General features: G+C 43.2%; 18 protein-coding genes. 5 read left to right on the forward strand and 13 right to left on the reverse strand.

Annotation, left to right across the window (positions count from 1 at the left end; genetic code table 11):
- The first annotated feature begins 151 nt into the window (after positions 1 to 151).
- The 4 genes from ACQ86K_RS05135 (at position 152) to typA (ending at position 3482) form a co-directional block, all read left to right on the forward strand.
- Entirely contained in the window at positions 152 to 940 is a 789-nt protein-coding gene (locus tag ACQ86K_RS05135) for an alpha/beta hydrolase (protein WP_431199929.1), read from the forward strand.
- Between the two features lie 40 nt (positions 941 to 980).
- Positions 981 to 1196 (forward strand): type II toxin-antitoxin system VapB family antitoxin, encoded by a 216-nt coding sequence (gene vapB / locus ACQ86K_RS05140; protein WP_091175845.1) that lies wholly within the window; start codon positions 981 to 983, stop codon positions 1194 to 1196.
- A gap of 113 nt (positions 1197 to 1309) precedes the next feature.
- Positions 1310 to 1579, forward strand: coding sequence for a type II toxin-antitoxin system VapC family toxin (locus tag ACQ86K_RS05145; RefSeq protein WP_091175848.1), 270 nt, complete (start codon positions 1310 to 1312; stop codon positions 1577 to 1579).
- 91 nt (positions 1580 to 1670) lie between these two features.
- Positions 1671 to 3482: a translational GTPase TypA gene (typA, locus tag ACQ86K_RS05150; protein WP_091175853.1), complete on the forward strand. Its 1812-nt coding sequence runs from the start codon at positions 1671 to 1673 to the stop codon at positions 3480 to 3482.
- A 32-nt stretch (positions 3483 to 3514) separates the two neighbouring features.
- Here typA and ACQ86K_RS05155 read toward each other — a convergent pair whose 3' ends face one another.
- The 13 genes from ACQ86K_RS05155 to ACQ86K_RS05215 all read right to left on the reverse strand — a co-directional run bounded on the left by ACQ86K_RS05155 (position 3515) and on the right by ACQ86K_RS05215 (position 19536).
- Positions 3515 to 6325: a S8 family peptidase gene (locus ACQ86K_RS05155; protein ID WP_176844587.1), complete on the reverse strand. Its 2811-nt coding sequence runs from the start codon at positions 6323 to 6325 to the stop codon at positions 3515 to 3517.
- 96 nt (positions 6326 to 6421) lie between these two features.
- Complete coding sequence (locus ACQ86K_RS05160) at positions 6422 to 7252, reverse strand: M57 family metalloprotease (RefSeq protein WP_091175858.1); 831 nt, start codon at positions 7250 to 7252, stop codon at positions 6422 to 6424.
- A 248-nt stretch (positions 7253 to 7500) separates the two neighbouring features.
- On the reverse strand, positions 7501 to 7974 hold the full coding sequence (locus ACQ86K_RS05165; protein ID WP_431199930.1) for an aspartyl protease family protein: 474 nt from the start codon (positions 7972 to 7974) through the stop codon (positions 7501 to 7503).
- Between the two features lie 258 nt (positions 7975 to 8232).
- Positions 8233 to 8745 carry a LuxR C-terminal-related transcriptional regulator gene (locus ACQ86K_RS05170; protein ID WP_431200793.1) on the reverse strand — a complete coding sequence of 171 codons (513 nt, stop codon included), beginning with the start codon at positions 8743 to 8745 and terminating at the stop codon, positions 8233 to 8235.
- 189 nt (positions 8746 to 8934) lie between these two features.
- On the reverse strand, positions 8935 to 9732 hold the full coding sequence (locus ACQ86K_RS05175) for a sensor histidine kinase (RefSeq protein ID WP_431199931.1): 798 nt from the start codon (positions 9730 to 9732) through the stop codon (positions 8935 to 8937).
- Positions 9733 to 9737: 5 nt separating this feature from the next.
- On the reverse strand, positions 9738 to 11060 hold the full coding sequence (locus tag ACQ86K_RS05180) for a two-component regulator propeller domain-containing protein (protein WP_431199932.1): 1323 nt from the start codon (positions 11058 to 11060) through the stop codon (positions 9738 to 9740).
- 5 nt (positions 11061 to 11065) lie between these two features.
- The gene (locus tag ACQ86K_RS05185; protein ID WP_431199933.1) at positions 11066 to 11314 is read right to left on the reverse strand and encodes a hypothetical protein; all 249 of its coding nucleotides are present in this window, start codon (positions 11312 to 11314) and stop codon (positions 11066 to 11068) included.
- A 187-nt stretch (positions 11315 to 11501) separates the two neighbouring features.
- A complete protein-coding gene (locus ACQ86K_RS05190; RefSeq protein WP_431199934.1) occupies positions 11502 to 11687 on the reverse strand; it encodes a two-component regulator propeller domain-containing protein in 186 nt (61 codons plus the stop codon).
- Positions 11688 to 12081: 394 nt separating this feature from the next.
- The gene (locus ACQ86K_RS05195) at positions 12082 to 14211 is read right to left on the reverse strand and encodes a BamA/TamA family outer membrane protein (protein ID WP_431199935.1); all 2130 of its coding nucleotides are present in this window, start codon (positions 14209 to 14211) and stop codon (positions 12082 to 12084) included.
- Positions 14204 to 14362: a hypothetical protein gene (locus ACQ86K_RS05200; RefSeq protein ID WP_431199936.1), complete on the reverse strand. Its 159-nt coding sequence runs from the start codon at positions 14360 to 14362 to the stop codon at positions 14204 to 14206. The genes ACQ86K_RS05195 and ACQ86K_RS05200 overlap by 8 nt, the downstream gene beginning before the upstream one ends.
- 4 nt (positions 14363 to 14366) lie before the next feature.
- Complete coding sequence (locus ACQ86K_RS05205; protein ID WP_431199937.1) at positions 14367 to 16658, reverse strand: translocation/assembly module TamB domain-containing protein; 2292 nt, start codon at positions 16656 to 16658, stop codon at positions 14367 to 14369.
- 17 nt (positions 16659 to 16675) lie between these two features.
- Positions 16676 to 19087, reverse strand: coding sequence for a hypothetical protein (locus ACQ86K_RS05210; RefSeq protein ID WP_431199938.1), 2412 nt, complete (start codon positions 19085 to 19087; stop codon positions 16676 to 16678).
- A 23-nt stretch (positions 19088 to 19110) separates the two neighbouring features.
- On the reverse strand, positions 19111 to 19536 hold the full coding sequence (locus ACQ86K_RS05215; RefSeq protein WP_431199939.1) for an AsmA family protein: 426 nt from the start codon (positions 19534 to 19536) through the stop codon (positions 19111 to 19113).
- 206 nt (positions 19537 to 19742) lie between these two features.
- On the opposite strand from ACQ86K_RS05215, the gene dnaE reads away from it, so the two are divergent.
- Positions 19743 to 23327: a DNA polymerase III subunit alpha gene (dnaE, locus tag ACQ86K_RS05220; RefSeq protein WP_091172660.1), complete on the forward strand. Its 3585-nt coding sequence runs from the start codon at positions 19743 to 19745 to the stop codon at positions 23325 to 23327.
- Positions 23328 to 23332 lie beyond the last annotated feature (5 nt).

The raw sequence follows: 23332 nt of genomic DNA on the forward strand, positions 1-23332 counted from the left end.
TATAATGACTGTAAGTTAGGAGGTTTGTTTGAAATAGGCAACAGCCTGATAATATTAATCCTTAGCTGTCAAAAAGTAAAAAGTATAACTTATTTTTGCGCCCTTAATTTTAATTTAGAAAGAGATGTACCCGGGCTGGCTTGATACTGAAATGACGATAACCGAACATGAAATAAATATAACCTCTGCGCTGATTGAGCGGGAAGTGACCTTAACCATCCTAAAGCCGGAAGACAGTGATATCGCCGAACCGCTAAACCTGCTGCTGCTTAATGACGGACAGGAGCTTGAAAACCTCGGATTAAAAACCACGCTCGAAACATTATATAACACCAATCGCCTTAAGCCGGTGCTGATCGTAGCTATCCATGCCGGAGATAGCCGCCTGGATGAATATGGCATTGCCGGTAAACCCGATTTTAAAGGCCGGGGTGCTAAGGCTGGTTTATATACTCAATTTATAAAAGAAGAATTGCTGCCGCAATTACAAGCTTTGACAGGCTTTAATGAGTTTGATATAACAGCTTTTGCTGGTTTTTCGCTTGGTGGTTTATCTGCTTTTGATATTGTTTGGAATAACCCGGTGTTATTTGATAAAGCGGGCGTTTTTTCAGGTTCGTTTTGGTGGCGGGGAAAAGACCTGGCCAAAGGCTATACCGATGCCGACAGGCTGATGCACCAGGTGATCAGGGAAACCAAAACCAAGCCGGCTATCAATGCCTGGCTGCAAACCGGCACTAAAGATGAAACCAGTGATCGAAATAAAAACGGCATTATTGATGCCATTGACGATACCATCGACCTGATTAAAGAAATGGAGATTAAAGGCTTTAAACGTCCTGAAGAAATTCGATATGTTGAAGTAGTAGGAGGTACCCATGATACAGCTACCTGGCGAAAAGCGATGGCTAAGTTTTTGGTTTGGGCTTTTGGAAGATAACGTATAGTTTTTGTAAATCAGCTTAATTAAGTTTAAGAACATGGTTAGTGTTGCACCTATAAAAAAGCTTGATCAATTGCCCCCTGATTTACAAACTCAGATAGAGAAAGATGTGGATAGGCTTTTGAAAAAAATTACTAATGCTGAATTGGTAAACAGCGATCAAACTATAAGAGGATATGGAAGTTTAAAAGGGAAAATTTGGGTGTCGGAAGACTTTGACGAACCGCTTGAGGATTTTAAAGATTATATGTAATGCAATTGCTTATAGATACACAAGCAATTCTTTGGTGTCAAGCTTCTGATGACAGACTATCTAATACAGTCAAGCAATCAATTGAAAACCCCGATAACCAATGATATATAAGCATGGCATCACTATGGGAGATGGCTATCAATGTTGCTTTAAAAAAGCTTAATATCGAAATTGGTTATGGGAATTTTTATAGCTATTTGATAGGGAAGCAATTTGAGGTTCTTGATATAGCATCTTATCATTTAAGTAAATTAATATCTCTGCCTCATCATCACGGAGATCCTTTTGACCGCCTTGTTATCTCGCAGGCTATCTCTGAAAATCTTACGATCATTTCCGCTGATCAACCCTTCAAAGCCTGCCCTGCAAGCTTACTTTGGTAAACTCAATGTTAATTGTAAACAATAACCGCTAAATGCTTTATAATCTCATAATTTAACCTTACCTTTGCGCCAAATTTAGAGAGGCATTTTCATGCAAAAAATCAGAAATATTGCGATCATCGCGCACGTTGACCACGGTAAAACTACTTTGGTTGATAAAATCCTGCACAGCTGTGCCATTTTCAGGGACAATGAGCAAACCGGAGAGTTAATCCTTGACAACAATGACCTTGAACGTGAGCGTGGTATTACCATCGTTTCAAAAAACGTATCTGTAAGGTATAAAGATGTTAAGATCAACATTATTGATACCCCTGGTCACGCCGATTTTGGTGGCGAGGTTGAGCGTGTATTGAAAATGGCCGATGGTGTATTATTACTTTGCGACGCTTTTGAAGGTGCCATGCCTCAAACTCGTTTCGTAACTCAAAAAGCTTTGGCTTTAGGCCTTAAGCCAATTGTGGTTGTAAACAAAGTTGATAAAGAGAACTGCCGCCCTGAAGAAGTTTACGAACAGATTTTTGAATTATTCTTCAACCTTGAAGCTACCGAAGAGCAGCTGGATTTCCCGGTTATCTACGGTTCATCAAAACAAGGCTGGATGAGCACAGATTGGAAAAAACCAACGGAAGATATATTCCCGTTGATGGATGCTATCCTGGAAAACATTCCGCCTGCACCTATCGCTGAAGGAACACTGCAAATGCAGATCACTTCGTTAGATTATTCATCTTTCGTAGGTCGTATTGCTATCGGCCGTGTTGCCCGCGGTACTATCAAAGAAAACATGCCGGTGTCGTTGGTAAAACGTGATGGCACTATCCAGAAATCAAGGATCAAAGAACTTTACACTTTCGAAGGTTTGGGTAAAGTAAAAGCTACCGAAGTAAAATCGGGCGATATCTGTGCTGTAGTTGGTATTGACGGTTTTGATATCGGTGATACCATTGCTGATTTTGAAAACCCTGAGCAATTAGAGGTGATCAAAATTGATGAGCCAACCATGAACATGTTGTTCACCATCAATAACTCACCTTTCTTTGGTAAAGAAGGTAAATTTGTTACCTCACGCCACGTACGCGACCGTCTGTACAAAGAGATGGAGAAAAACCTGGCACTTAAGGTTGTTGAAACTGAATCGCCTGATTCATACCTGGTTTATGGCCGTGGCATCCTTCACTTGTCGGTATTGATCGAAACTATGCGCCGTGAAGGTTACGAGTTACAGGTAGGTCAGCCGCAGGTTATCGTTAAACACATTGACGGCGTTAAATGTGAGCCGGTTGAAACCCTGATAGTTGACGTACCTGGCGAAGTTGCCGGTAAAGTAATTGAACTGGTAACACAACGTAAAGGTGACCTGTTGATCATGGAGCCAAAAGGTGATTTACAACACTTAGAGTTTGAAATTCCTTCACGCGGTATCATCGGTTTACGTAACAACGTATTAACTGCTACTGCCGGTGAAGCTATCATGGCGCACCGCTTTAAAGCTTACGAGCCATGGAAAGGGCCAATCCCTGGCCGTTCAAACGGTGTATTGATCTCGATGGAAAAAGGCAACACAACTGCTTATGCAATTGACAAACTGCAGGACCGTGGCCGTTTCTTCGTTGATCCGGGTGTTGATATTTACGAAGGTCAGATCCTTGGTGAGCACATCCGCGATAACGATTTGGTGATCAACGTTGTTAAAGGTAAACAGTTAACCAACATGCGTGCATCAGGTAGTGATGACAACGTTCGTATTGCACCGGCTATCAAATTCTCGTTAGAAGAATCGATGGAGTATATCCAGGCTGACGAATACATCGAAGTTACGCCGCAAAGCATGCGTTTACGTAAAATCTACTTAACCGAAAACGAGCGTAAAGTAAACGCTAAAAGGTTTGTTAATCAATAATTTTCAATAAACAAGTATATAAAGCCCTCCGGTTAACCGGAGGGCTTTTTACTTATCAGCTTACCGTTATAAACTACTTTGCCATTTAGTTCGATGGTATAAACATACACGCCTGCCACGAGATTTACGGGGATGGTGTTTTGTAATTCATTGATGCTTTTAACCAGGGTTAACTTACCGTCGATGCTGTATAGTTTAAATTCGTAATTATTGATATCGCCGCTGATGATATTGATTTGGCCGGCAACAGGGTTGGGGTATATAACAAATTGGTTGGGCTGTAAATAAACAGCATCGGCTATGTTGGAGTAAATGATATCGCCGTTAATTGTGGTGAGTTTTGCCCGGTAATATTGTTTGCCCCGTCGGGGATTATTGTCGGCGTATATGTAATCCACCGCTGTACTAAGCGGGATTGTATTTAAAGTAACGTATTGGCCCGCAGCTGTTGTTTTTTCCCAGGTGATGGATTTAAGATTATAAACGCTGCCCAACTGCAGGTTGAGCACAATGGTATTGTTAACCACGTTTGCAAGTAGTGTTTTTACATAGCAGCCAACTCCCTGCGTGGTAGCATTAATGGTATAACTTTTTAGGCCTTCAAAGCTATTACCTGTGGCGCTCACCGCAAAATAAGTTGAAGTTTGTTGTTGCGCGGGTATAATGATGCTGGTATCGGCTGTTGATACAAGTTTTTGAAGCAGGTTATCTTTAATTGTATAAATGTTGTAGCCTATGCTTCCTGGCTGGGGTTTCCATTGCAGGAGTGTGCCACTGACGCAATTATACCCTATATCAAGTGTTAAAGGCTTTGAAATGCTGAACTCCGCGCTGGTAAAAGTTTGCCCCCCGATATCCATTTTAAGCATGGTTTTGGTAAAAACATCGGGCGTTGTCCAGGTATAATAGCGGTTTTCAAGGGTGGCATTATTAATGGCCTGCCAGGTTTGGCCATGATCGTAGCTAACGCTTATTGTGCCCGATGTGGTATTGAAAGAGCTTTGCCATCTCAGGTAATTATCCTCGCCGGCAAAAAGCTGGTCGCCAACCGAGGGGTAGATCCATTCGAACAGGTTTGATATGGTCTCCTGATGAGCAATATGAAATTTTTGAGCACTGTTAGTAATCCTTCTGCCTTTAACATGCACTATGTATGTGCCGGCTGCCGGGTTTTGTAAAATTACCTGTTCTGCATTGTTTAAGGTATCTGTTCGTCTTTTTGCCGGGGCAGATAACGAATCGGCAGAGGGGAAGCTGCTGAGCACCCATGGTAAAATTTGCTGCCCGGATGGTGTGGTGACAGTAAGATCGAGATCATTTACCAATGCCCATGGTGCATTAACGGCTGCTGCGGGGTCATTCCAGGCTAACGAAACTTTAAGCTCCCTGCAATTTACTGGGACAGTTATGGAATAGTCTGTTTGTGTAGCATTGCTAACCGAACCGGTAAAAATGCGTTTTTCATTGATGGTGCGTAATGCTTCCAATGCATTCAACGAACCATAGCCTGTTTTATGGTTGGGGCCGGATGAGCCTGTTTCATCGGCCGAGTTGATGAGTACACTTTTTATAAGCGCGGCAGATGGCATCTGTTTGTATTGCGTTCTATAAGCTTGTTGCAGCAAAGCTACCGTGCCTGATACCAGGGCTGCCGCGCCAGACGTGCCATCTTCACCATCCGCGATCAATTCGGGTTTGATGCGGCCATCGTATGCTGGGCCGGCCGAGCTTAAGGATTCGGGGACACCCGTCCTGCCGGTACCGCCAACCACCAATACATTTTTAGCCTGCTTAAAGTCGCCGGAGAGATTGGCTACCCCGCTTATACCGCTGTAAACTCCGCTTTCAGGTGCCGAATTGCCGATATTGCCCGATGAAAATACATGCACCAGCGAATCATTTTCAAAAATCTGCTGATCGTAAGCGGCACTTTCGGCCCCATAATAATTTTCAATGCCGGTACCGTACGAGTGGTTTTGTACCGAAATTCTGAATGATTTAAAAATGGTAGTGCTGTCGGGCATTAATTGCGCAAAAGATGATGAGGTGAAATTTACCTTAGGAGCAACTCCCAGGCCTTTGATATATGAGTTGCCGTTGCCGCCTATGAGTGTTGCCATGGTGGTAGCATGGCCCGATGTGATATCAGAGGCTTTAAAGGATGTAAAGCTACGGCCTAACAGGTCGAGATCATTATCATAGCGGTCTTCTTTTACCGAAATGTTAATGCCGGAGCCGGTTATGCCCGGAAAATTAGCCACTATGGCCGACATGGTATTTAAACCAAGATCAATATCGCTAATGGCAAGTTCTGCATGAGGTTGGCGCACCTCATTGGCAAATAATATATAGTCCTGCTGAAGTAAGGCAGGCAGGTTTTCTAATTTGATGTTAAGACGTATTAGGTTGCCGGTTTGACCTGTAATGGCTCCGGATTGTTGGATGTGGTTGATAACCGTGTCATTGACAGCGGTAACGGCAACCTCAACGGCTTGTGTGCGTGCCGGATGCTGCTTCCAGTTCTTCGCAAGGTTATCCGAAGCTTTCCAGATGGGGGAAGCGGCGCTGTTATTTATAATATTAGCATCGCTTTTGATAGCCGAGGCTGATGATACTACATAATAGTTATAGGAAACCCGTTTGATGATATTGTATTTCCGGTTATCGATATGTGCTGGATCTTTAAATTTTACAAGGTAATACTGGTTGGAATTTTTTTGCGGAGATAAAGATGTTGCATTATAAAGTGAAACAATTGCCTCGTCGCTCATGTGTTTTTGTGACCATGACACTTTAAAGCATAAAAAAAGGAGTAATACGGTAACAGGTATTCTTTTTGTCATAGGCGGTAATGTGATCAAACCAATAAAGGGGAGCTGCAGCATCCCCTTTATTGATAAAGCTATTTAGTTGAAATGTAAAAACAACTATAGGCGTTATTAGTATAAATAATTTAAAGCTATCTGATCGTTGGCATTAAACGTACGGTCGGTACCGCTTGAGCAGGCTAACATCCAAGAGCCGGCATCCGCCTTGGTTGGTGTGCCCGGAATGTTGATAGCGCCTATGCCTGCCGAACCTTCGTTTACATGTCGGCCGCCGCAGCTGAACGCGCGGTTCATATAGTCGGTATGACGGAAACCGATACAATGGCCCAACTCGTGTTGAATAACTGATGTTACATAACCCAGATCAGGGTTTGTGCCATAAGCTTGTTCGTTGGTGTTCATCTGGATCTGGTTATACGGGTCGCCCGATGAAGTCGGGAAGCCTGATGAACCTAAGGTGATATAACCACCGCTTGGCCCCTCGTTAAAGCCGATGATGTCGATTGTGCCGCCGCTGCTAACCATTTGAAATTTAAGCGTGAGGTTTAAAGCATTGTAACGTGCAACTGCCGCGGTAGCCGCGTTAAGGTAAACAGTAGGCAGGTTTGTAACTGAGACGGTTACTGTTCTGGGCAGATTTTTAACCAGGTTTGTGGTACGGTACTGCTCAACATCGGCAATTCTTAAAGTAGGGCTGGTGCTTGCTTCGGCTAAATTGGCTTTAGTGAGCAGGATATCACCTTCAACAAGATAGCCATCGCCCTGCCTGCGCACTTCATCTGTGCTGAACCCTAAGTTTGTAATGCTTTTCAGTACATCATCCGGGATAGCGGTTGGGCTGGTAGTTGTAGTTTTTGCAGCCTTGTCTTTTGAACAGGAGAATAGTACAGAGATTCCGACAAGCACGCTTAGTCCGATCCCTAATAATAGTTTTCTTTTCATTGTTTTCGTTACGTTTTAGATGTAAAAGAAGAATTAATTTCAGCAGCCGGCCAGCGCTTTTAACTTATACGCAATATATAAATAAAATGTTATGGATTTAATAATAGAAAATAACAAAAAAATATTCTTTTTAGGAATTATTATCTTTTTATTTGATTAATATCGAAATTATAATTGTCATTTTGACTATTATGGCAATTATAGCTTTGTTTTAACCGAGCGGGTGTTTTGGGAACAAACCCTGTTGATCAATTAAAATTTACCTTCGGATAGATAAGGTACCGCGTTTGCTTGACAGATTTTTTTAGTTTTAGCACCCGTTTCCCATAATCAATAACGGCTTTATATTTCATTAAAATATCTCCGCCCAAAACACCCAGTACCTGCGGGTGCCCCATTTGGCCGTATGCGGCATTAATAGTGGAAAGATCAAGTACAGCTACTTCAAATTCGGCTATAGGCAAGTCGCCGATGTGGAGGTCACTTACTGTTGCGGTAAAAGATTCCATGGTATTGGTGCCGAGGCCCGTGGAGAGTTTATCGCTGGCTAAGATGTTCATGGTTTCATTGGCTTCGGAAAGCACCGTTTGATCAAAAGCAGTTTTTGACGCGCCGGTGTCCAGCACCATGATAAAAGTTTTTTCAAACAATACGACTTCAACCAGTGGGTGGAAACCGTCGTCATGCAGGTCGATAATACGGAGCGGGACAGATATAATCATTGCAGGTATGCCAATTACAGATGTGCAAATGTGCAGATTAAAGCAGTGATAATTATTGGTCCTGTTAGAAAAAAATCCGGCAGTAGTTTTAGGATTTAATTAGATGACATCTTTCACGGTGTGATCTTTCAATTGTGATAAGGTTTAGGCTTTAAAGATCACCAACAGGGAAGTTAATTTTAACAAGGCCTTTTAGTTTCTTTATAGCGCTAAATTAGCATTAACCATTAAGCCCTGCAATACTGAAAAAGTGGTATATCAGATTGCGCGAAATTTATTAATAGCTTCTACTTTATTTTGTACCTGCAGTTTGATGTAGGTATTGCGGATGTGTTTTTTAACGGTTCCGGTAGAGATATCAAGGCGGTCGGCGATTTCCTTGTACTGGAGGCCGCGGGCTAGGTGGTTAAGTACTTCAACCTCGCGGTCCGTAAGGCTTTCGGCAGCAGGGGCAGGCGGTTTATCGGCGTCGGCATTGAATGATGCTATGACCCTTCTCGAGATATAGGCGCTCATGGGCGAACCGCCGGCCGCGATTTCGATAATGGCATTCCTGATCTCATCGGCCGAAGATTCTTTGAGCATATAGCCGGTTGCGCCGCTCTTTAAGGATTCAAAAATATTGGTGTTGTCGTCGTTGATGGTGCACATCAAAAATTCGGCATCCGGGACAAAGGGCTTGGCCCGCCGTATAAATTCAATGCCCGACATGCCTTCGAGGTTTATATCCACTATAAAGATATCCGGTTTAAGCAGATCAATTTTTTTAATACGGCTTCGGCATTGGGATAAGAACCAATTAAAGTTACGCCGCTCATATCATGAATAATCTGTTCCAGCCCACGCCGGTAGTGTAAATTATCCTCTAACAAAATTATCTGGAGCATGCTTTGCAGTAAATATAAAATGCTAATTTCCTAAATTATCCCGGGTTTCTTAATACCTATTATGGGGTATACGCTAAAGGTTTAGTTTAAGGCTGATGGAGGTGCCTTTACCGTGGGCGGTATCAATTTTGAGTTCGGCGTTCAATCTTTTTGCCCGGGCGTAAATATTCCGGATGCCCATGGTTTCGTGTTTGCGCACATCAGGGTCAAATCCGCGCCCGTCATCACGGATGTTGATCTGCAGCCGGTTTTTGTAAAGGTTGATTTCCAGAAACGCATTTTGTGCCTCCGAATGTTTGACAATATTGTTTAATACTTCCTTAACAAGGAGGTATATCTGGCGCCTTTTTTCGCCGCTGATGGTAACCGGGGTTTCGCTAACGGAGGTATTTACATGAAGGTCAATATTGCTGTATTCAAATATTTTAATGGCTTGTTTATGAATAAAGCCTGCCAGGTTGCTTACTTCGTCGTTTTCGGCATCAAGACTCCAGATAATTAACCTTACCTGGGTAGATATATCGGTGATGGCTTCATGAATAGCGTCTATCTCCTTAAAAGCGGGCTGATCGGCCGTTTTGCGGCTGAGCAATTCGGTCCTGAGCTTAATGCCGGAGATGCTTGCCCCTAAATCATCATGCACCTCACTGCTGATCCGCTGTCGTTCGCGCTGCAGGGCAAGTGCATTTTCATAGTCCTTTTTTTGTAAGCCGATGATGGATTGATAATATTTCCGTACCAGCAGGAAAGCGATGATTATGGCACTTAATACAGCCACCACCTGCAGCCATAACTGTTGATACCATAAAGGCATAACGTCAAATTTAAAAATGAGCGGCTGGCTTAACTGGTTAAAACGGTCGGCAGCCACGGCTTCTAACTCATAGTTTCCGGGGGCAGCAGGTCGAACCGTTTTTCGCCGGAAGGCGCGACGCTCCAATTTTTATCAACCCCCTTAAGCCTGAAGCGGTATTGTATTTTACCCATGCTTTTGTAGGATAGGGCAACGCAGTTAAATATAACAGGCCTGCCGTAAGTAAAGCTGCTTTGAGTTCCGGGTATCCCGTCGTTAATCAACACCGGTTTAGGCAGGCTCGTATTTCCTAAATTTTGAGTAACGGCTATGCCCTGATCGGTGGCTATGTAATAATCATGCCCGTTCTGCACTACATCGGCAACGTTATCAGAGGGGAGCCCGTTACTGGTATTGAGCAAACTTATGCGGTAATTTTGATAATGATTATGGAAGCTGATAATGCTTACACCGTTTGCGGTACAGACCCATAAAGTATTGTCATCTGTCCATACCAGTTTACGGATATCGCCTGAAAAAATAGCAGGAGATCTAAACTGAACAATTTTTTCGCCGGCCAGCAAAAACATCCCCTGAGCTTCGGTACCTATGGCGCATACATCATTATTTGATGCCAGGCTCTTAACAACATTTATTCCTTTATCGGCCAATATCCGCACATAGGTAATATCATCAGTAGTGGGCATTAACTGGTATAACCCATAAAGTGAACCTATCAGCAGCCTGTTTTTATACCAGGTAAGAGATGTCATGCGTATAGGCTTGAATCTATAACCTTTTAGACGTTTGAACTGATTTGATATTACAACAACGGCATTTTGTGAAATAAAATACACTGTACCATGTTGATGGGTGATCCCTTTTATAGGGCCATCAAATTTTACAGGGCCATCAAAATAACTTTCTGGATGCCATGATAACGGGTTCTTATTGGAAATATCTAATCTGAATATGCCATTATCGGTACCTATGACGAGAGTGTTGCCCGGGATTGTAAGCAGATTGGTTATCCGGTTAAAGTCAGACCTGTCTTGATTTATAGTTATAGTGCCTATCGACGGCGTTTGATTTGCGCCAAGTTTCATATAGCTGAGGGTGCTTAAAACATGCCCCGTAAAAAGGTAGCCTCCCGCAATGGCCAGTTTTAAAACATCTTCATTGGCCAGCCCGCTTTCTTTGTTAATGATTTTTATTTCGGGGTTAGTACTTAAAAAGAAGCCTTTGTCATAGCTGCCAAACCATAAATTATTTTCCCGGTCAATAACCGTAGCGGTAGTGATGTTATTATTAAGGTAATTTTTCCGTTCGCCGGTAAGATAGTTAATAATGTAGGTGCCCTGTTTTACCGTTGTAACGGCAAACGTATTTTTGCCGGTAAGATACACTGAAGTTACATTCCCGGTAAAAAGATTTTACTGAGCGGGATGATCCCGCTTTTTTGATACCGATAAACATGTACCCAGTCTTTAGTTATCAATAGTAAATAATTTTGATGTAAAGCCAACCGGTAGGGTTTGATATTGGTATTGGCGGTTTGAAAGTTTAACTGGCCGGCCTTAAGCTCTTCTTCGAGGATGTCAAGGTCGTTTTCAGATAGGATGATTTCTTCTCCGTCAGAACCATAAATGTACCCGTTCAAATGCCGGATGGCATGTCTTTTCGATTTTAACTCTTCAAAATGGTATACTTTGGTACTAAGCCTGTAATTTACACAGAGCTCATTATAGCGGTTAAAAAAGAAATTGGCGAAGGGTAAAACGATTACTTTTTGAGATGAATTAAGCTTATGTATAAGCCCGTTTTCATAATAACAGACCCTGTAGTTATTACAGTAAAAAAATCCGGTGATAATTATCCTCGGCAATCCGGAAACACTCGTTGTTTTCCAGCCCGTCGGCCGATGTGAAGTTTTTAAAGTGCTGGCCGTCAAACCTGCTCACGCCTTTATCGGTGGCCAGCCAGATAAAACCCTTGCTGTCCTGCATTAAATAGTTAACCCTTGAACTGGGCAAGCCATCAGGCGAGCTATAATTTTTCAGGTAAACTAACTGATATGGAATGTCGGCATATCCCCGGCCCGGGAATAGAAACAGTGCTATTATTAAAAGTTTAAAAAAAGGCTTTTTAGCGGCATTCTATAATTTGTATACATCGCTGCTTTTATCAATATGCAATGATACGGTGTATGGCTTTGTTTTGTTGTATCACCGATAAATTTAAAAAGAAATGATTTGTATTTAAATACAGTTTGAAAACGGCGAGGGAGCCGATCCAGTGTAAAACAGACGCGTATATGTATGATTGATTGTCTATTAAAGCAAACAGCACAATAGCTTTTGGCTAATTGTGCTGTTTGACGCTATGCTATATGCTAAGCTTAACTTTCGTTATATTTAGACTGTAAAATTAAAACGGATACCCGATTGCCAGGTTAAACACACTCCGGTTAAAGTTGAAATCCCAGCGTGGCTCATTAACACGTACATATGGTGTACGAAGAGGGATACCTAAATCTGTACGTAATACCAGTACGGTTAAATCAAACCTTAAACCAAAGCCGGCATCAACGGCAAAATCATTTAAGAAGCTTTTGGTAAACACGGCGCCCGGCTGTGATCCGTTGGAGTGCAGTAGCCAGATGTTACCCGCATCAACAAATAAAGCTCCGCGTACTATGCTGAATAGCTTTGGCCTGTACTCAATGTTAGCTTCTATCTTGATATCACCAGATTCATCGGCAAGGAAGCCGCCTGTGCCTACACCGCTGCTTGGGTCAAATGAACCCGGCCCTATGGCCCTTGCCCTGAAACCCCGTAAGCTGTTAGGGCCACCAATAAAGAATTGCTGGCTATAAGGTAACTGTGTTGAGTTGCCATAGGGTAAACCTACACCCACAATAAGCCTGCTGGCTATAGTGCTGTTTTGCCCTGTTTTATGAAAATACCTGATCTCGTTTTCGAGTTTCACAAACTGGTTAAATATGGCGCCGAACAATTTTTTAGGTTTTCCACCGGCACTATCTGCACCGGTAACTAAGCCGTAAATATTGTTTGAAAGGCTGATCTTTCCATTATAATAAAGCGTATTGGTACGATAATCCTCGTTGGTATTGGTATAAGTGAAGCTATAGCTTGGGCCCAGGATGAACTGTTTATCGATAACATGCTTTAAGGCTGGGTTTACCGGAACGTCTTTCCTGTCGATACTGTCTTTATATTTCTGCGACACGCTCAGCGGATTTACAAACTGAAAATTGATGAGGTTAAGCTCATGTGACCGGTGTTCTGTTTCGCGCCACTGATAACCGAATGATAAGTTATATGAATTTAAGTTATAGAGTTTTTGACGGTTTACTATTGAATATCCCAAGCTCAGATTAGTATGTGGGATATAGGCATCGGCCGCTTTTGGGTAGATAGGTCCGATAAAGCGCGGCCATGAAAGCGTTGTCTGGATACCGGCCTGATACACATTATAGCCTGCATTTTGGCCCCCCACCTGAACATCGGTACTCCCAAAAAGTGTTACCTTTAAAGCCTCGGCACCTTTAAAGGCGTTACGATTAAGCCAGTTTAAATTTACCTGTGTACCAGTGTAGTTAGCCGATGTGGTGCGGCCTAAAATATCAAGCGACAGCGATTTCTTTTTGTATTGGGTTAAAAAATAATAAACATCCAGCTTCGATGAATCGGCAGATACATCTTCAAACCTGTTTTTAACAAATTTATACGGACCCAGATTAATGAAGCGGTTAAGCGAGTTGTTATGTGCAGTACGGTTGTAAACCTGGCCCGGGCGCATCAGCACCGTATTGGCAAAAGTATAGGTATGTACGGTGTTACGACGCTCAACAATATTATACCATTTATAAAAAACAGCTTTATCCTTCATCAGCGAGGTGTCCCTTAACGAGTAACTCGGATACACATAAATATTGTTGATGGTATAAATGTTTTGGGCGCGGCCAGGTGTTTCATTTTTAACAGCCACAAAAATATCAACCTGATGCCCGGCTATAGTGCTATCTACGTGCATGATCAAATGTTCGGGTGAGAAATAATAAAAGCCTTCTTCTTTCAACCGGGCATCAATACGCAGGCGTTCGGTTTTAATAACATCAAGGTTATATTTATTGCCGACTTTTAGCAGCGTTTTTGCCGATGTTCCGGCTACTGCGGTATCGATAGTGCGGGTACCCCGCGGAAATACCACCTTCCTGATCTTATAGCCAGGCCCGGTTACTGCTGTATAAACCGCCTTGGCAACTTTTGATGTTGGCTTTTTGCTCACCGTATCGCCGCTTACCTGCGCCTGAAAATAGCTTTCGTTTTGCAGCCTGTTTTGCAGGATCTTGCTGTTTTGCTCAAGGTTAACAGAACTAATAAGCACAGGAGGCTCACCCTTTTTATTAAGCCAGTGGGCAAGGCCTTTGCTTTTATTGGTTTTTGTTTTAAAGTACAGCCACAATTTAAAACGCATACCTAATATGGTACTGTTGGGTATAGGTCTTAATAAAGCGCCAAGTTCCTCACTCAAGGCTTTTTTTCGCTTTTTTCAAAACCGAGTCTTTGATTACTACCTCGCCGCCGGTGTATAACTTTTGGCCCGGCGCCAAAAACTTGGTGGTACTGCAGGCACTCAGTAAAACACATGATGAAAGCAGTATATATTTTAAATGTTTGGTCATGGGCTTAGTTTGAAGTAGTTTGCGGTTTGTTTTCCTGTTGCTGCTGCATATTCTTTTGCTCCAACGCTTTATCCGCCTCGTCCTGTTTTTCTTTTTTCTCTTTTTGTTCCTGCTGATATTGGCGGCGTAACCTGCGTTCTTCAGGGGTACGCTTGCGGAAGATCTCGCGGAAACGGTTATAATCAACAGTTAGGGTAAAGCCTACGCCAGTTTCAATGATCTGTCCCTGTATCACAATAAATTCGTCGCGGCGGTAAGCACGCAGGGTGTAGCGGCCGTCTTTACTTAGTTTATAGGCTATGGATACGTCGCCCGCGATGTTCGATGCTTTTTGACCGGGTTGATTACCTTCCAGGTTAAAATTATTGCCAACACTTACGGTAAGCCTGTCATTCAGGAAGCGCTTGGACAGGCCAACGTTGAGGTCGGTACGATTGGTGGCCGTGCCCGATGAGTAATCCTCACCTGAGGTTAAACCGAAATTCAGATCAACTCCTGATATTAAACTTCCTGCAAGCCTGTTTAACTGGTCAGATAACAGGCTGCTTACGCTGTTACGGATGGTGCCCTCTACGGTAGTACCCGCACCCTGGCTTTGCAGCGGATTATCGCCAATAAAGTGCCCCAGTACAAGTACACCTAATACCTGCTTGTTTAGTTCGTTAGGGTCCTGGCGTATCTGGGTAAGGCGGGTATTAACCGTACTTACCACTTCGGATGACACAGAATAAGAACTGTCTGGCAGTACAATGTCAAAGCTGATAGTTGGTGTGAGCAGCTGATCTTTCAGGTTAAGGTTAACATTGAAAGGTAGCTTTTGCTTATACATCGTACTATTTTGCGCATCCGAAAGCTGGTTTGAAACCAGGTCAATTGGTGGTACATTGGCTACGTAAATAGCGGTAAGATCAATATTGGCACTGGTTGGGTCTCCAGTCCAAACAATAGTACTGCCTTTTTTAAAGTTAAAAGTGCGCTTAACAGTTGCATAGGCCAGGTTGTACGAGCCTGAGTTAACCACATAAGTACCGGTAAGGTTTATTTTGCCGCTTGGGTCAATGCCGCCATTCAGGCTGGCCTCGCCTTTAAGGTGTACGATATCGCCGTTTCGCTCATCAACTACAATAGTAAACGCAGCATTTTTATTTACGTTGATAGTTGCAGAAACATCCAACCCTGTAACATCCGATTTTTTGAGCGAATCCAGTTGCCTGGCCAGCAGGATGGAATCCATTTTAGGGGCATTTTTATCAATAAAGTCAACCACTCCCTTCCGGTCTTCCAGCGCCGGGTCATTGGTAGGCAGCACAAAAGTCATATCGGTTTTGTCGTTAACAGTAAGGTTGGCATCAACCACCGGCTTAGTCATATTGCCGCGGACCTTGATGCGGGTATCCACATACAGTTTGCCGTAGTAAAGTTTGTTATCGGCCTGGGTTGAGTTAGTAACTCTGAAGTTATTGGCATTAATATCCATGCCGAAGGCAAAATCGGTGTAAGTTTTGGTGTAGATACTGCCGCTTACTATGGCCTTGTTGCCAGTTGAATCAACCAACGTAAAATCATTAAAGCGGATCCCTTCGTTGTTGAAAGTAATGCTTTCCTGCGGCATCCTGAAATAGGAGTTAAGCATAGCCACGTTAAAGCCTACTTTGTTAAAGTTGATATCTCCCCGTACAGAAGGCGCATCTGTAGTGCCTGATATTTTAAGTGCTCCGGTAATATTACCTGTGGCATTACGCAGGCTACCAAAGCTAAATCCCTCGATGCTCTTCATGCTCAGGTTCACGATATTCAGGTCGAGATCAAAACGGCTTTCGGGCGTGGTGTAATACGTTCCATTCAAATCAACCTGATTGCCTTTGCCGGTAATGCTCATTTGAGCGGCGTAGGCATTCTGCGTTTGGTTATTTACTTTGAGGGCTATATTGCCCACCGTATCTCCTTTAAAATTAAAATTATCAACGTTTATGGCAGCGGTAAATACAGGACTGGTTTGGAAGTTGCTTACGGTAGCATCACCATTAATGATACCACCCACCTGTAACGAGTCCTGTTTGGCCATTTTAGTAAGCGCCTCAATATGGAAATTATTGAACTTGATATTCAGCGGGCTGTTAAACTCTTGTGTGCTGCTGTTAACGCTAAGGATCTGGTTGTTGTTGCTAATAGTGAAGTTATGCGCCAGGATTCCTTTTGGCCCGTATTGTAAAAAGTTATCATCACTAACCGCCCATGGCAAATAATCCAGCAATAAGCCATCTTTATTAAAGCTAAACTGGTATTCATTTGGCAACAGACTGAAAGTACCCGCTATACGGAAACGTTCTTTTTTGCTGCGTCGCGGATTTGAACGCTCAAGCCTGCTTTGTTATCCTGTGCGGCACCTGAGATGCTGGTATACAACAGATCGACAGAACTTCCCACCTTCACTTCATCAACAGAAAAATTATAATTGAGCGCATTATTAGCAGTGTTAATGTTAAGCGATGCTTTGTTAACTGTGTTGGTGCCGTAAACAACTTTTGGTATGGAGCCTTTAACAACAAGTTCGCCGGTTTGACTATTAAAGCTGCCGTTCAGCAAAACCGGGTCAAGCTGTTTCAGGTCGGGGGCAAACTGGGTAAGCAATGGCGTTTTAACCAGTTTGGCTTCAAACGTAAACTGCTGCGGAGAATATTTAACCACAGGTGCGGGTTTGGCTTTTATCGTTTTGCCGCCTTTAGTTTTAACAGCTACCTGCTGCCCGCCTGCAATAGCGGTGTTGAAATATTTATTGATCACATCCTGCAGGGCCGGGGCTATCTGGGTAAGTTTATACTTGCCGGCCATGTGGGCAGACATGACAGGAGTTTTCAAGCGTAATGTACTGCTATCGGCGCTGGCTGTCGAGATGAGGCTGATAGTGTCCATCCGGATGCGCTGGCCTTTGTTTACTACCAACAGGTCGGTTGCTTTAATATCGGCGTTCAGGTAATCGGGATCGGCAGTTGGTACATCAGCCACAATCTTGCCATGAAAACGCATATCGTCCTTGACAAAATTCAGGTTTTTGAGGTTGATGCTATCCACACTTAACGTGGCCTTAACTGCCGGGTATTTTTTGTTGAGATTGGCTTTAGCATCCAGGCTGAAATTAATGTTAGGATCTTTCATGGTAGCAACTGCTGTATAGGCCCCATTGCTTGATGTACCTTTCATTACCAGGTTTTGGTAAGTGTAGCCTTTAACATAAGCTTTTGCAATATTGCCGTTAAAAGCTATGCTTGCCTTTTTAGGATCGAGGCTGGCACCTTTTAAATTAGCATTCATGGTAATGCGGCCAACCATTTGTGGTTGTTTGGTAAGCGCGCCAAGGTTAAGCTCGTTAACTTTAATATTGGCTGTATAAGTTGCCGTGTTTTTGTTTTGCCCATTCTTCAAAGTCGCAATCAGATCAACAGCGCCATAGCTCGAGCGCAGGCTCATTTTGGTATTAAAGCTGTACATGCTTCCTTTAAAATTACCTTTCAAGCTCATTTTTTCGGGGATGCTCACATTTGGCGGAATACTACCTGCTGGAGCAAGCTTGGCTATATCACTGTGACTGGTACTGAAATCGGCAATACTAATATCAAATGTAGCTTTGTTTACATCGGGCAGGCCTTTCATTTTTGCCGAGGCCTTGATATGCGTACTGCTTAAGCCGGTTACTTCCAGGTTAGGGATCTCGAGGTTGTTTACCTGCCCACTCACCCGGCCGTTGATTTTGAATACCGTACCCGGTGACGATTTAAAGGGTTCTATGCTGGCCATGCTTGGCATCAGCAGTAAAACATCCTTTAGACCCAAACGGATGCCATCTAAATTGGCATTGATACCCAGCGCGCCAATGTTTTTGGTGATGGCATCAATAGAAGGGTAACGTACCTGTACCGACTTTTGTAGTGTGGTATTCGGCGTTTCCAGCAACAGGTCATTCATATAAGCATTAGTTGGCCCGTACAGGAATGCCGTATGAAACTTATTGATCTTTAAACCGCTTTTTTCGGCAAAGGTAAAGGAGTTAATTTTGCCCGAAATGGTATCAGGGCTATAGGAAATATTTTCAGCTTCGGCATTAAGACTTCGGATGTCCATATGGCCAAAATCGAGACCTTTAAGGATAGCCTTCTGCGCTTCATTATCGAACTTAATATTATCGTTAGTAAAAGTTACTTTTCTAATTGTTGCCCGCCAGGCAGATTTGGTAGGAGAGGATACCAGCGTATCCAGTTTTTTAATGGTTTTAACAACTTCTTTAACCACAGTTTTAGGCTTGGCTAAACTAAGGCCTGCTTTGGTATCACTCAGTTCGATGCTTTTGATGCCTACCTTTTGATTCTTTAAGTCTATCTTGTCCATCTCCACCAAAAACTTGCTTAGGTCCACCTTGGCACCCATTTCGGCACTTCGATAATCAACCTTAATTTTAGAGATATCGATCACCCCTAAATTCAAATCCATATTCAAAGGTGTGGTAGCGGTATCAGGTGGTGGGATGGCGTTGGTCGGCGATTGGATGATCTTAGCATTTACATCGCTCAGGGTAATTTTCGGTATGGTGAACTTCATCTTATCCATATCAAAATCCTTAACGCGGGTGTCAAAATGGCCAAGCAAAAACTTTACATCGTTGCCTGTAATGGCATCCTTGTATTTTATGTTGATCTTATCGAGAACGATCTTATCAACAGAAAACTTCATGGTTGATGTAGTATCGGTAGGTTCTACTTCTTTTTTTGTTCGCCAACAAAAGCCTTGATAATGTAATCGAAGTTAAACACACTGTCGGCCCCACGGTTTACATTGGCCGTAATGCCCTGCAGGTTTACTTCGTTTACTTCAACCTGGCTGTGCAGCAGCTTGAGCATGCTGATATCAACCTTTAATCTTTCGCCGGCTATGAGGGTGTCTTTTTTCTGATCTTCAAAATACACGTCCTCCAAAACTAACAGTTTAGGCAGGCCAAGGCTGATATGGCCAATCTTAACTTTGGTGTGGATTTTATTCTGTAAAAAAGTTACGGCTTTGTCTTTCGCGAAGTTTTGAACAGCAGGAACCTGTATCAAAATTACTACAAGGATAACCAGCAGAACTACACTTACCAGTATCCAAAGTATCGTTTTAAGGGTTATTCGTAGTATTTTTTTCAATTGTATTTGTATTTCAAAGGTGAAGATGCTGTTGATCAATATAAACAAATAACATGCTAAGTATAGCAGTTTGCTGTGTGTTGTTGTATAATTTACAAAATGGGGCGGCTTTAATTAAATTTCCACAGCGCTACTTTTTAACAGTCTACATCCCTAACTTGTTTTAACTTTGTACCTCATAAAGATTTTGTTGAAACGGATTTACTATGCCTGATTTTTCACACCTCCACGTACATACCCAATTCTCCCTGCTTGATGGGGCAGCCGATATTTCCAAGCTGTATAAAAAAGCCGCTAAGGATGGGATGAAGGCCCTTGCTATTACCGACCACGGCAACATGTTCGGCGTATTTAAGTTTGTAGCCGAAGCCGGTAAACACAATGTAAAACCCATTGTAGGTTGCGAGTTTTACGTGGTTGAAGACAGGCATAAAAAGCAATTTACCAAAGAAAATAAGGATGTTCGCCGCCATCAACTGATGCTGGCTAAAAACCCTACGGGCTACAAAAACCTGGTTAAGCTATGCTCATTGGGATATATGGAAGGGCTGTATAGCAAATGGCCTCGTATTGATAAGGAACTGATCTTAAAATACCACGAAGGTATCATTGCTACTACCTGTTGTATTGGGGCTTCGGTACCACAAGCCATTTTAAGGGATACGCCCGAAAATGCCGAAAAGGAGTTTAAATGGTGGCTGGATTTGTTTGGTGAGGACTTTTATATCGAGTTACAGCGTCACGAAATCCCGGAGCAGCAAATTATCAATAATGTGCTGCTCACTTATGCTAAAAAGTATAACGTAAAAGTGATTTGTTCAAACGATTCGCATTACGTGGATCAGCAAGACTCAAACGCGCACGATATTTTGCTTTGCGTAAACACAGGCGATATGCAAAGCACCCCAATAGCTACCGACGAGGAAGGTGGTAAAGGCTATCGTTTCGGTTTCCCTAACGATCAGTTTTACTTTAAAACACAGGAGGAAATGGGCAAGCTGTTCCATGACCTGCCCGAGTCACTGGATAATACCAATGAAATTGTTGACAAGGTGGAGGTGTTAAAGCTAAAACGCGATATCCTGCTGCCTAATTATGTAATTCCTGAAGAGTTTAAGATCCACAAAACACCCGATGCCGATACTTTAAATCAATGGGAATACCTGAAGCACCTTACCTTTATGGGCGCCAAGGAGCGTTATCGTGATATTAGTCCGGAAACCGAAGAACGCATCAATTTTGAGTTGTTCACCATTCGTACTATGGGTTTTGCAGGGTACTTCCTCATCGTGGCAGACTTTATAAAGGCTGGCCGCGATATGGGCGTGTTCATTGGCCCGGGACGTGGTTCGGCGGCGGGATCGGTAGTGGCTTACTGTACCGGGATCACGAATATTGATCCGATGAAGTACAACCTCCTGTTTGAGAGGTTCCTAAACCCCGACCGTAAATCGATGCCCGATATTGATACGGACTTTGATGATGCCGGTCGCCAGCGGGTTATTGACTATGTGGTTGATAAATATGGCAAAAACCAGGTAGCGCAGATCATTACCTATGGCTCGATGGCTGCCCGCACCAGTATCCAGGACGTGGGCCGTGTATTGGATATGCCACTGGCCGATGTAAGTGCCATGAAGAAACTGGTGCCTGAAACCCTGGGTATCACCCTCAAAGATGCCATTGAACAGGTGCCGGAACTAAAAGAGATCCTGAACGGTAACGACCTAAAAGCACAGGTATTGCGTGAAGCCGAAAAACTGGAAGGATCGGTACGTAATACCGGTGTACACGCCGCAGGTATCATCATTGCCCCTTATGACCTTACCGAGATTGTACCGGTAGCGACAGCAAAAGATTCGGACTTACTGGTTACCCAATATGATGGCCGCGTAATTGAGGATGCGGGTGTAATTAAGATGGATTTTTTGGGTTTAAAAACCCTTACCATTATTAAGGATGCCCTGCGCATGATCAGGCAAAATCATGGTGTGGTGATCGATATCGACTACATCCCGCTTGATGATATTAAAACTTATGAGCTTTATCAGCGCGGCGATACCAACGGTACTTTCCAGTTTGAAAGTGATGGTATGCAAATGTACCTGCGCGAGCTTAAGCCCGATAAGTTTGAGGATTTAATTGCCATGAACGCCCTTTACCGTCCGGGCCCGATAGAGTATATCCCAAACTTTATTGCCCGTAAGCATGGCCGCGAACCGATAGTGTTCGATTTACCTGACATGGAGGAATACCTGGGTGAGACCTATGGTATTACTGTGTACCAGGAACAGGTGATGCTTCTGTCGCAAAAGTTAGCAGGCTTTAGTAAAGGTGATGCCGACGTTTTGCGTAAGGCGATGGGTAAAAAGCAGATTGAGGTACTGAACAAGATGGAAGCCCAGTTCATGGACGGGGCGATAGCTAAAGGCCATCCAAAAGATAAGCTTACCAAAATCTGGACCGACTGGAAAGCATTTGCCCAGTACGCGTTCAACAAATCGCACTCTACATGTTATGCTTTCGTGGCATACCAAACAGCTTACTTAAAAGCACACTATCCGTCAGAGTACATGGCGGCGGTTTTGAATAACCAGAACAATATTGAAAAAATTACCTTCTTCATGGAGGAGTGCCGCCGTATGGGCGTTGAGGTATTAGGGCCGGATATCAACGAGTCGGACATGGCGTTTGCGGTGAACAAGCGTGGCCAGGTACGTTTCGGGTTAACCGGCGTAAAAGGTGTGGGTGATAAAGCGGTGGAAAGTATCATTGAAGAACGTAATGCCAACGGCCCGTTTGAAACAGTATATGATTTTGCAAGGCGTTCCAATACCCGTAGTGTCAACCGTAAATCTTACGAGAACCTTGTTTATGGTGGTGCGTTTGATGGCTTTGGAATTCCGCGTGCACAGTTTTTTGCCAAAACCGAGTTGGGTACATTAACAGGTGTTGAACGCCTGATCAAATATGCTAACGATTATCAGAATGTACAAAGCAGTTCGCAATCGTCATTATTTGGCGGTTCGGTGGCATCTTATGTACCAGAGCCTGCTATGCCTGATGTTGAAGAATGGCCGCTGATAGAAAAGCTGAAGTACGAAAAAATGGTTATCGGAATTTATTTGACCGGTCACCCCTTGGATAATTATAAGGTTGAACTTAAACGTTTTTGTAACGCAAACATCAGCGATTTGAAACTGATGCAAAAAGCCCGGTCAGGTGAAGGCGGCGAAGATGTAACTGCGGCGTTCAATGAACTACGCCGTCGCGGTGAGTTAAGGATAGGTGGCCTGGTATCAAGCGTTCAGCATAAAATGACTAAAACGGGTAAGCCATTCGGCACATTTGTGTTTGAGGATTACAATGAATCGTATGAGTTTGCGTTGTTTGGTGATGATTATGTAAAATTCCGTAATATGATGATGGAAGGCTACTTCCTGCATATTAAAGGAAACATTGAAGAAAAGTTCCGCCAGAAAGATAACTGGGATTTGCGCATCATGGTGATGGACCTGCTATCAGAAATGCGGGATAAACTTACCAAATCATTAACTGTTTGCATTGATGTACAAATGCTCAACAGTAAACTGCTGGATGATATCCAGCACATGATAGATGATAACAATCAAAAGTATCCAGTTAAAAATTGTAAGCTCCGTTTCCAAATCAAGGATAGGGAAGAGGTTATGCTTGTTGAACTGTCATCTAAATCATTCAAGGTAAATCCAAGCGATGATTTTATGGCGGGGATACATAGTTTGACTAATGAGGAGCCGGTGCTGAGTTAAGGTAG

This window comes from Mucilaginibacter sp. P19 (genome assembly GCF_050632265.1).
In the GTDB taxonomy this organism is placed as follows: domain Bacteria; phylum Bacteroidota; class Bacteroidia; order Sphingobacteriales; family Sphingobacteriaceae; genus Mucilaginibacter; species Mucilaginibacter gossypii.

Excerpts from the sequence above, each read along its gene's own strand:
- ACQ86K_RS05200 (WP_431199936.1), bottom strand. The coding sequence starts at position 14,362 with ATGACCAAACATTTAAAATATATACTGCTTTCATCATGTGTTTTACTG.
- typA (WP_091175853.1), top strand. The coding sequence starts at position 1,671 with ATGCAAAAAATCAGAAATATTGCGATCATCGCGCACGTTGACCACGGT.
- ACQ86K_RS05145 (WP_091175848.1), top strand. The coding sequence starts at position 1,310 with ATGGCATCACTATGGGAGATGGCTATCAATGTTGCTTTAAAAAAGCTT.
- ACQ86K_RS05135 (WP_431199929.1), top strand. The coding sequence starts at position 152 with ATGACGATAACCGAACATGAAATAAATATAACCTCTGCGCTGATTGAG.
- ACQ86K_RS05160 (WP_091175858.1), bottom strand. The coding sequence starts at position 7,252 with ATGAAAAGAAAACTATTATTAGGGATCGGACTAAGCGTGCTTGTCGGA.
- ACQ86K_RS05155 (WP_176844587.1), bottom strand. The coding sequence starts at position 6,325 with ATGACAAAAAGAATACCTGTTACCGTATTACTCCTTTTTTTATGCTTT.
- dnaE (WP_091172660.1), top strand. The coding sequence starts at position 19,743 with ATGCCTGATTTTTCACACCTCCACGTACATACCCAATTCTCCCTGCTT.
- ACQ86K_RS05210 (WP_431199938.1), bottom strand. The coding sequence starts at position 19,087 with ATGAAGTTTTCTGTTGATAAGATCGTTCTCGATAAGATCAACATAAAA.
- ACQ86K_RS05165 (WP_431199930.1), bottom strand. The coding sequence starts at position 7,974 with ATGATTATATCTGTCCCGCTCCGTATTATCGACCTGCATGACGACGGT.
- vapB (WP_091175845.1), top strand. The coding sequence starts at position 981 with ATGGTTAGTGTTGCACCTATAAAAAAGCTTGATCAATTGCCCCCTGAT.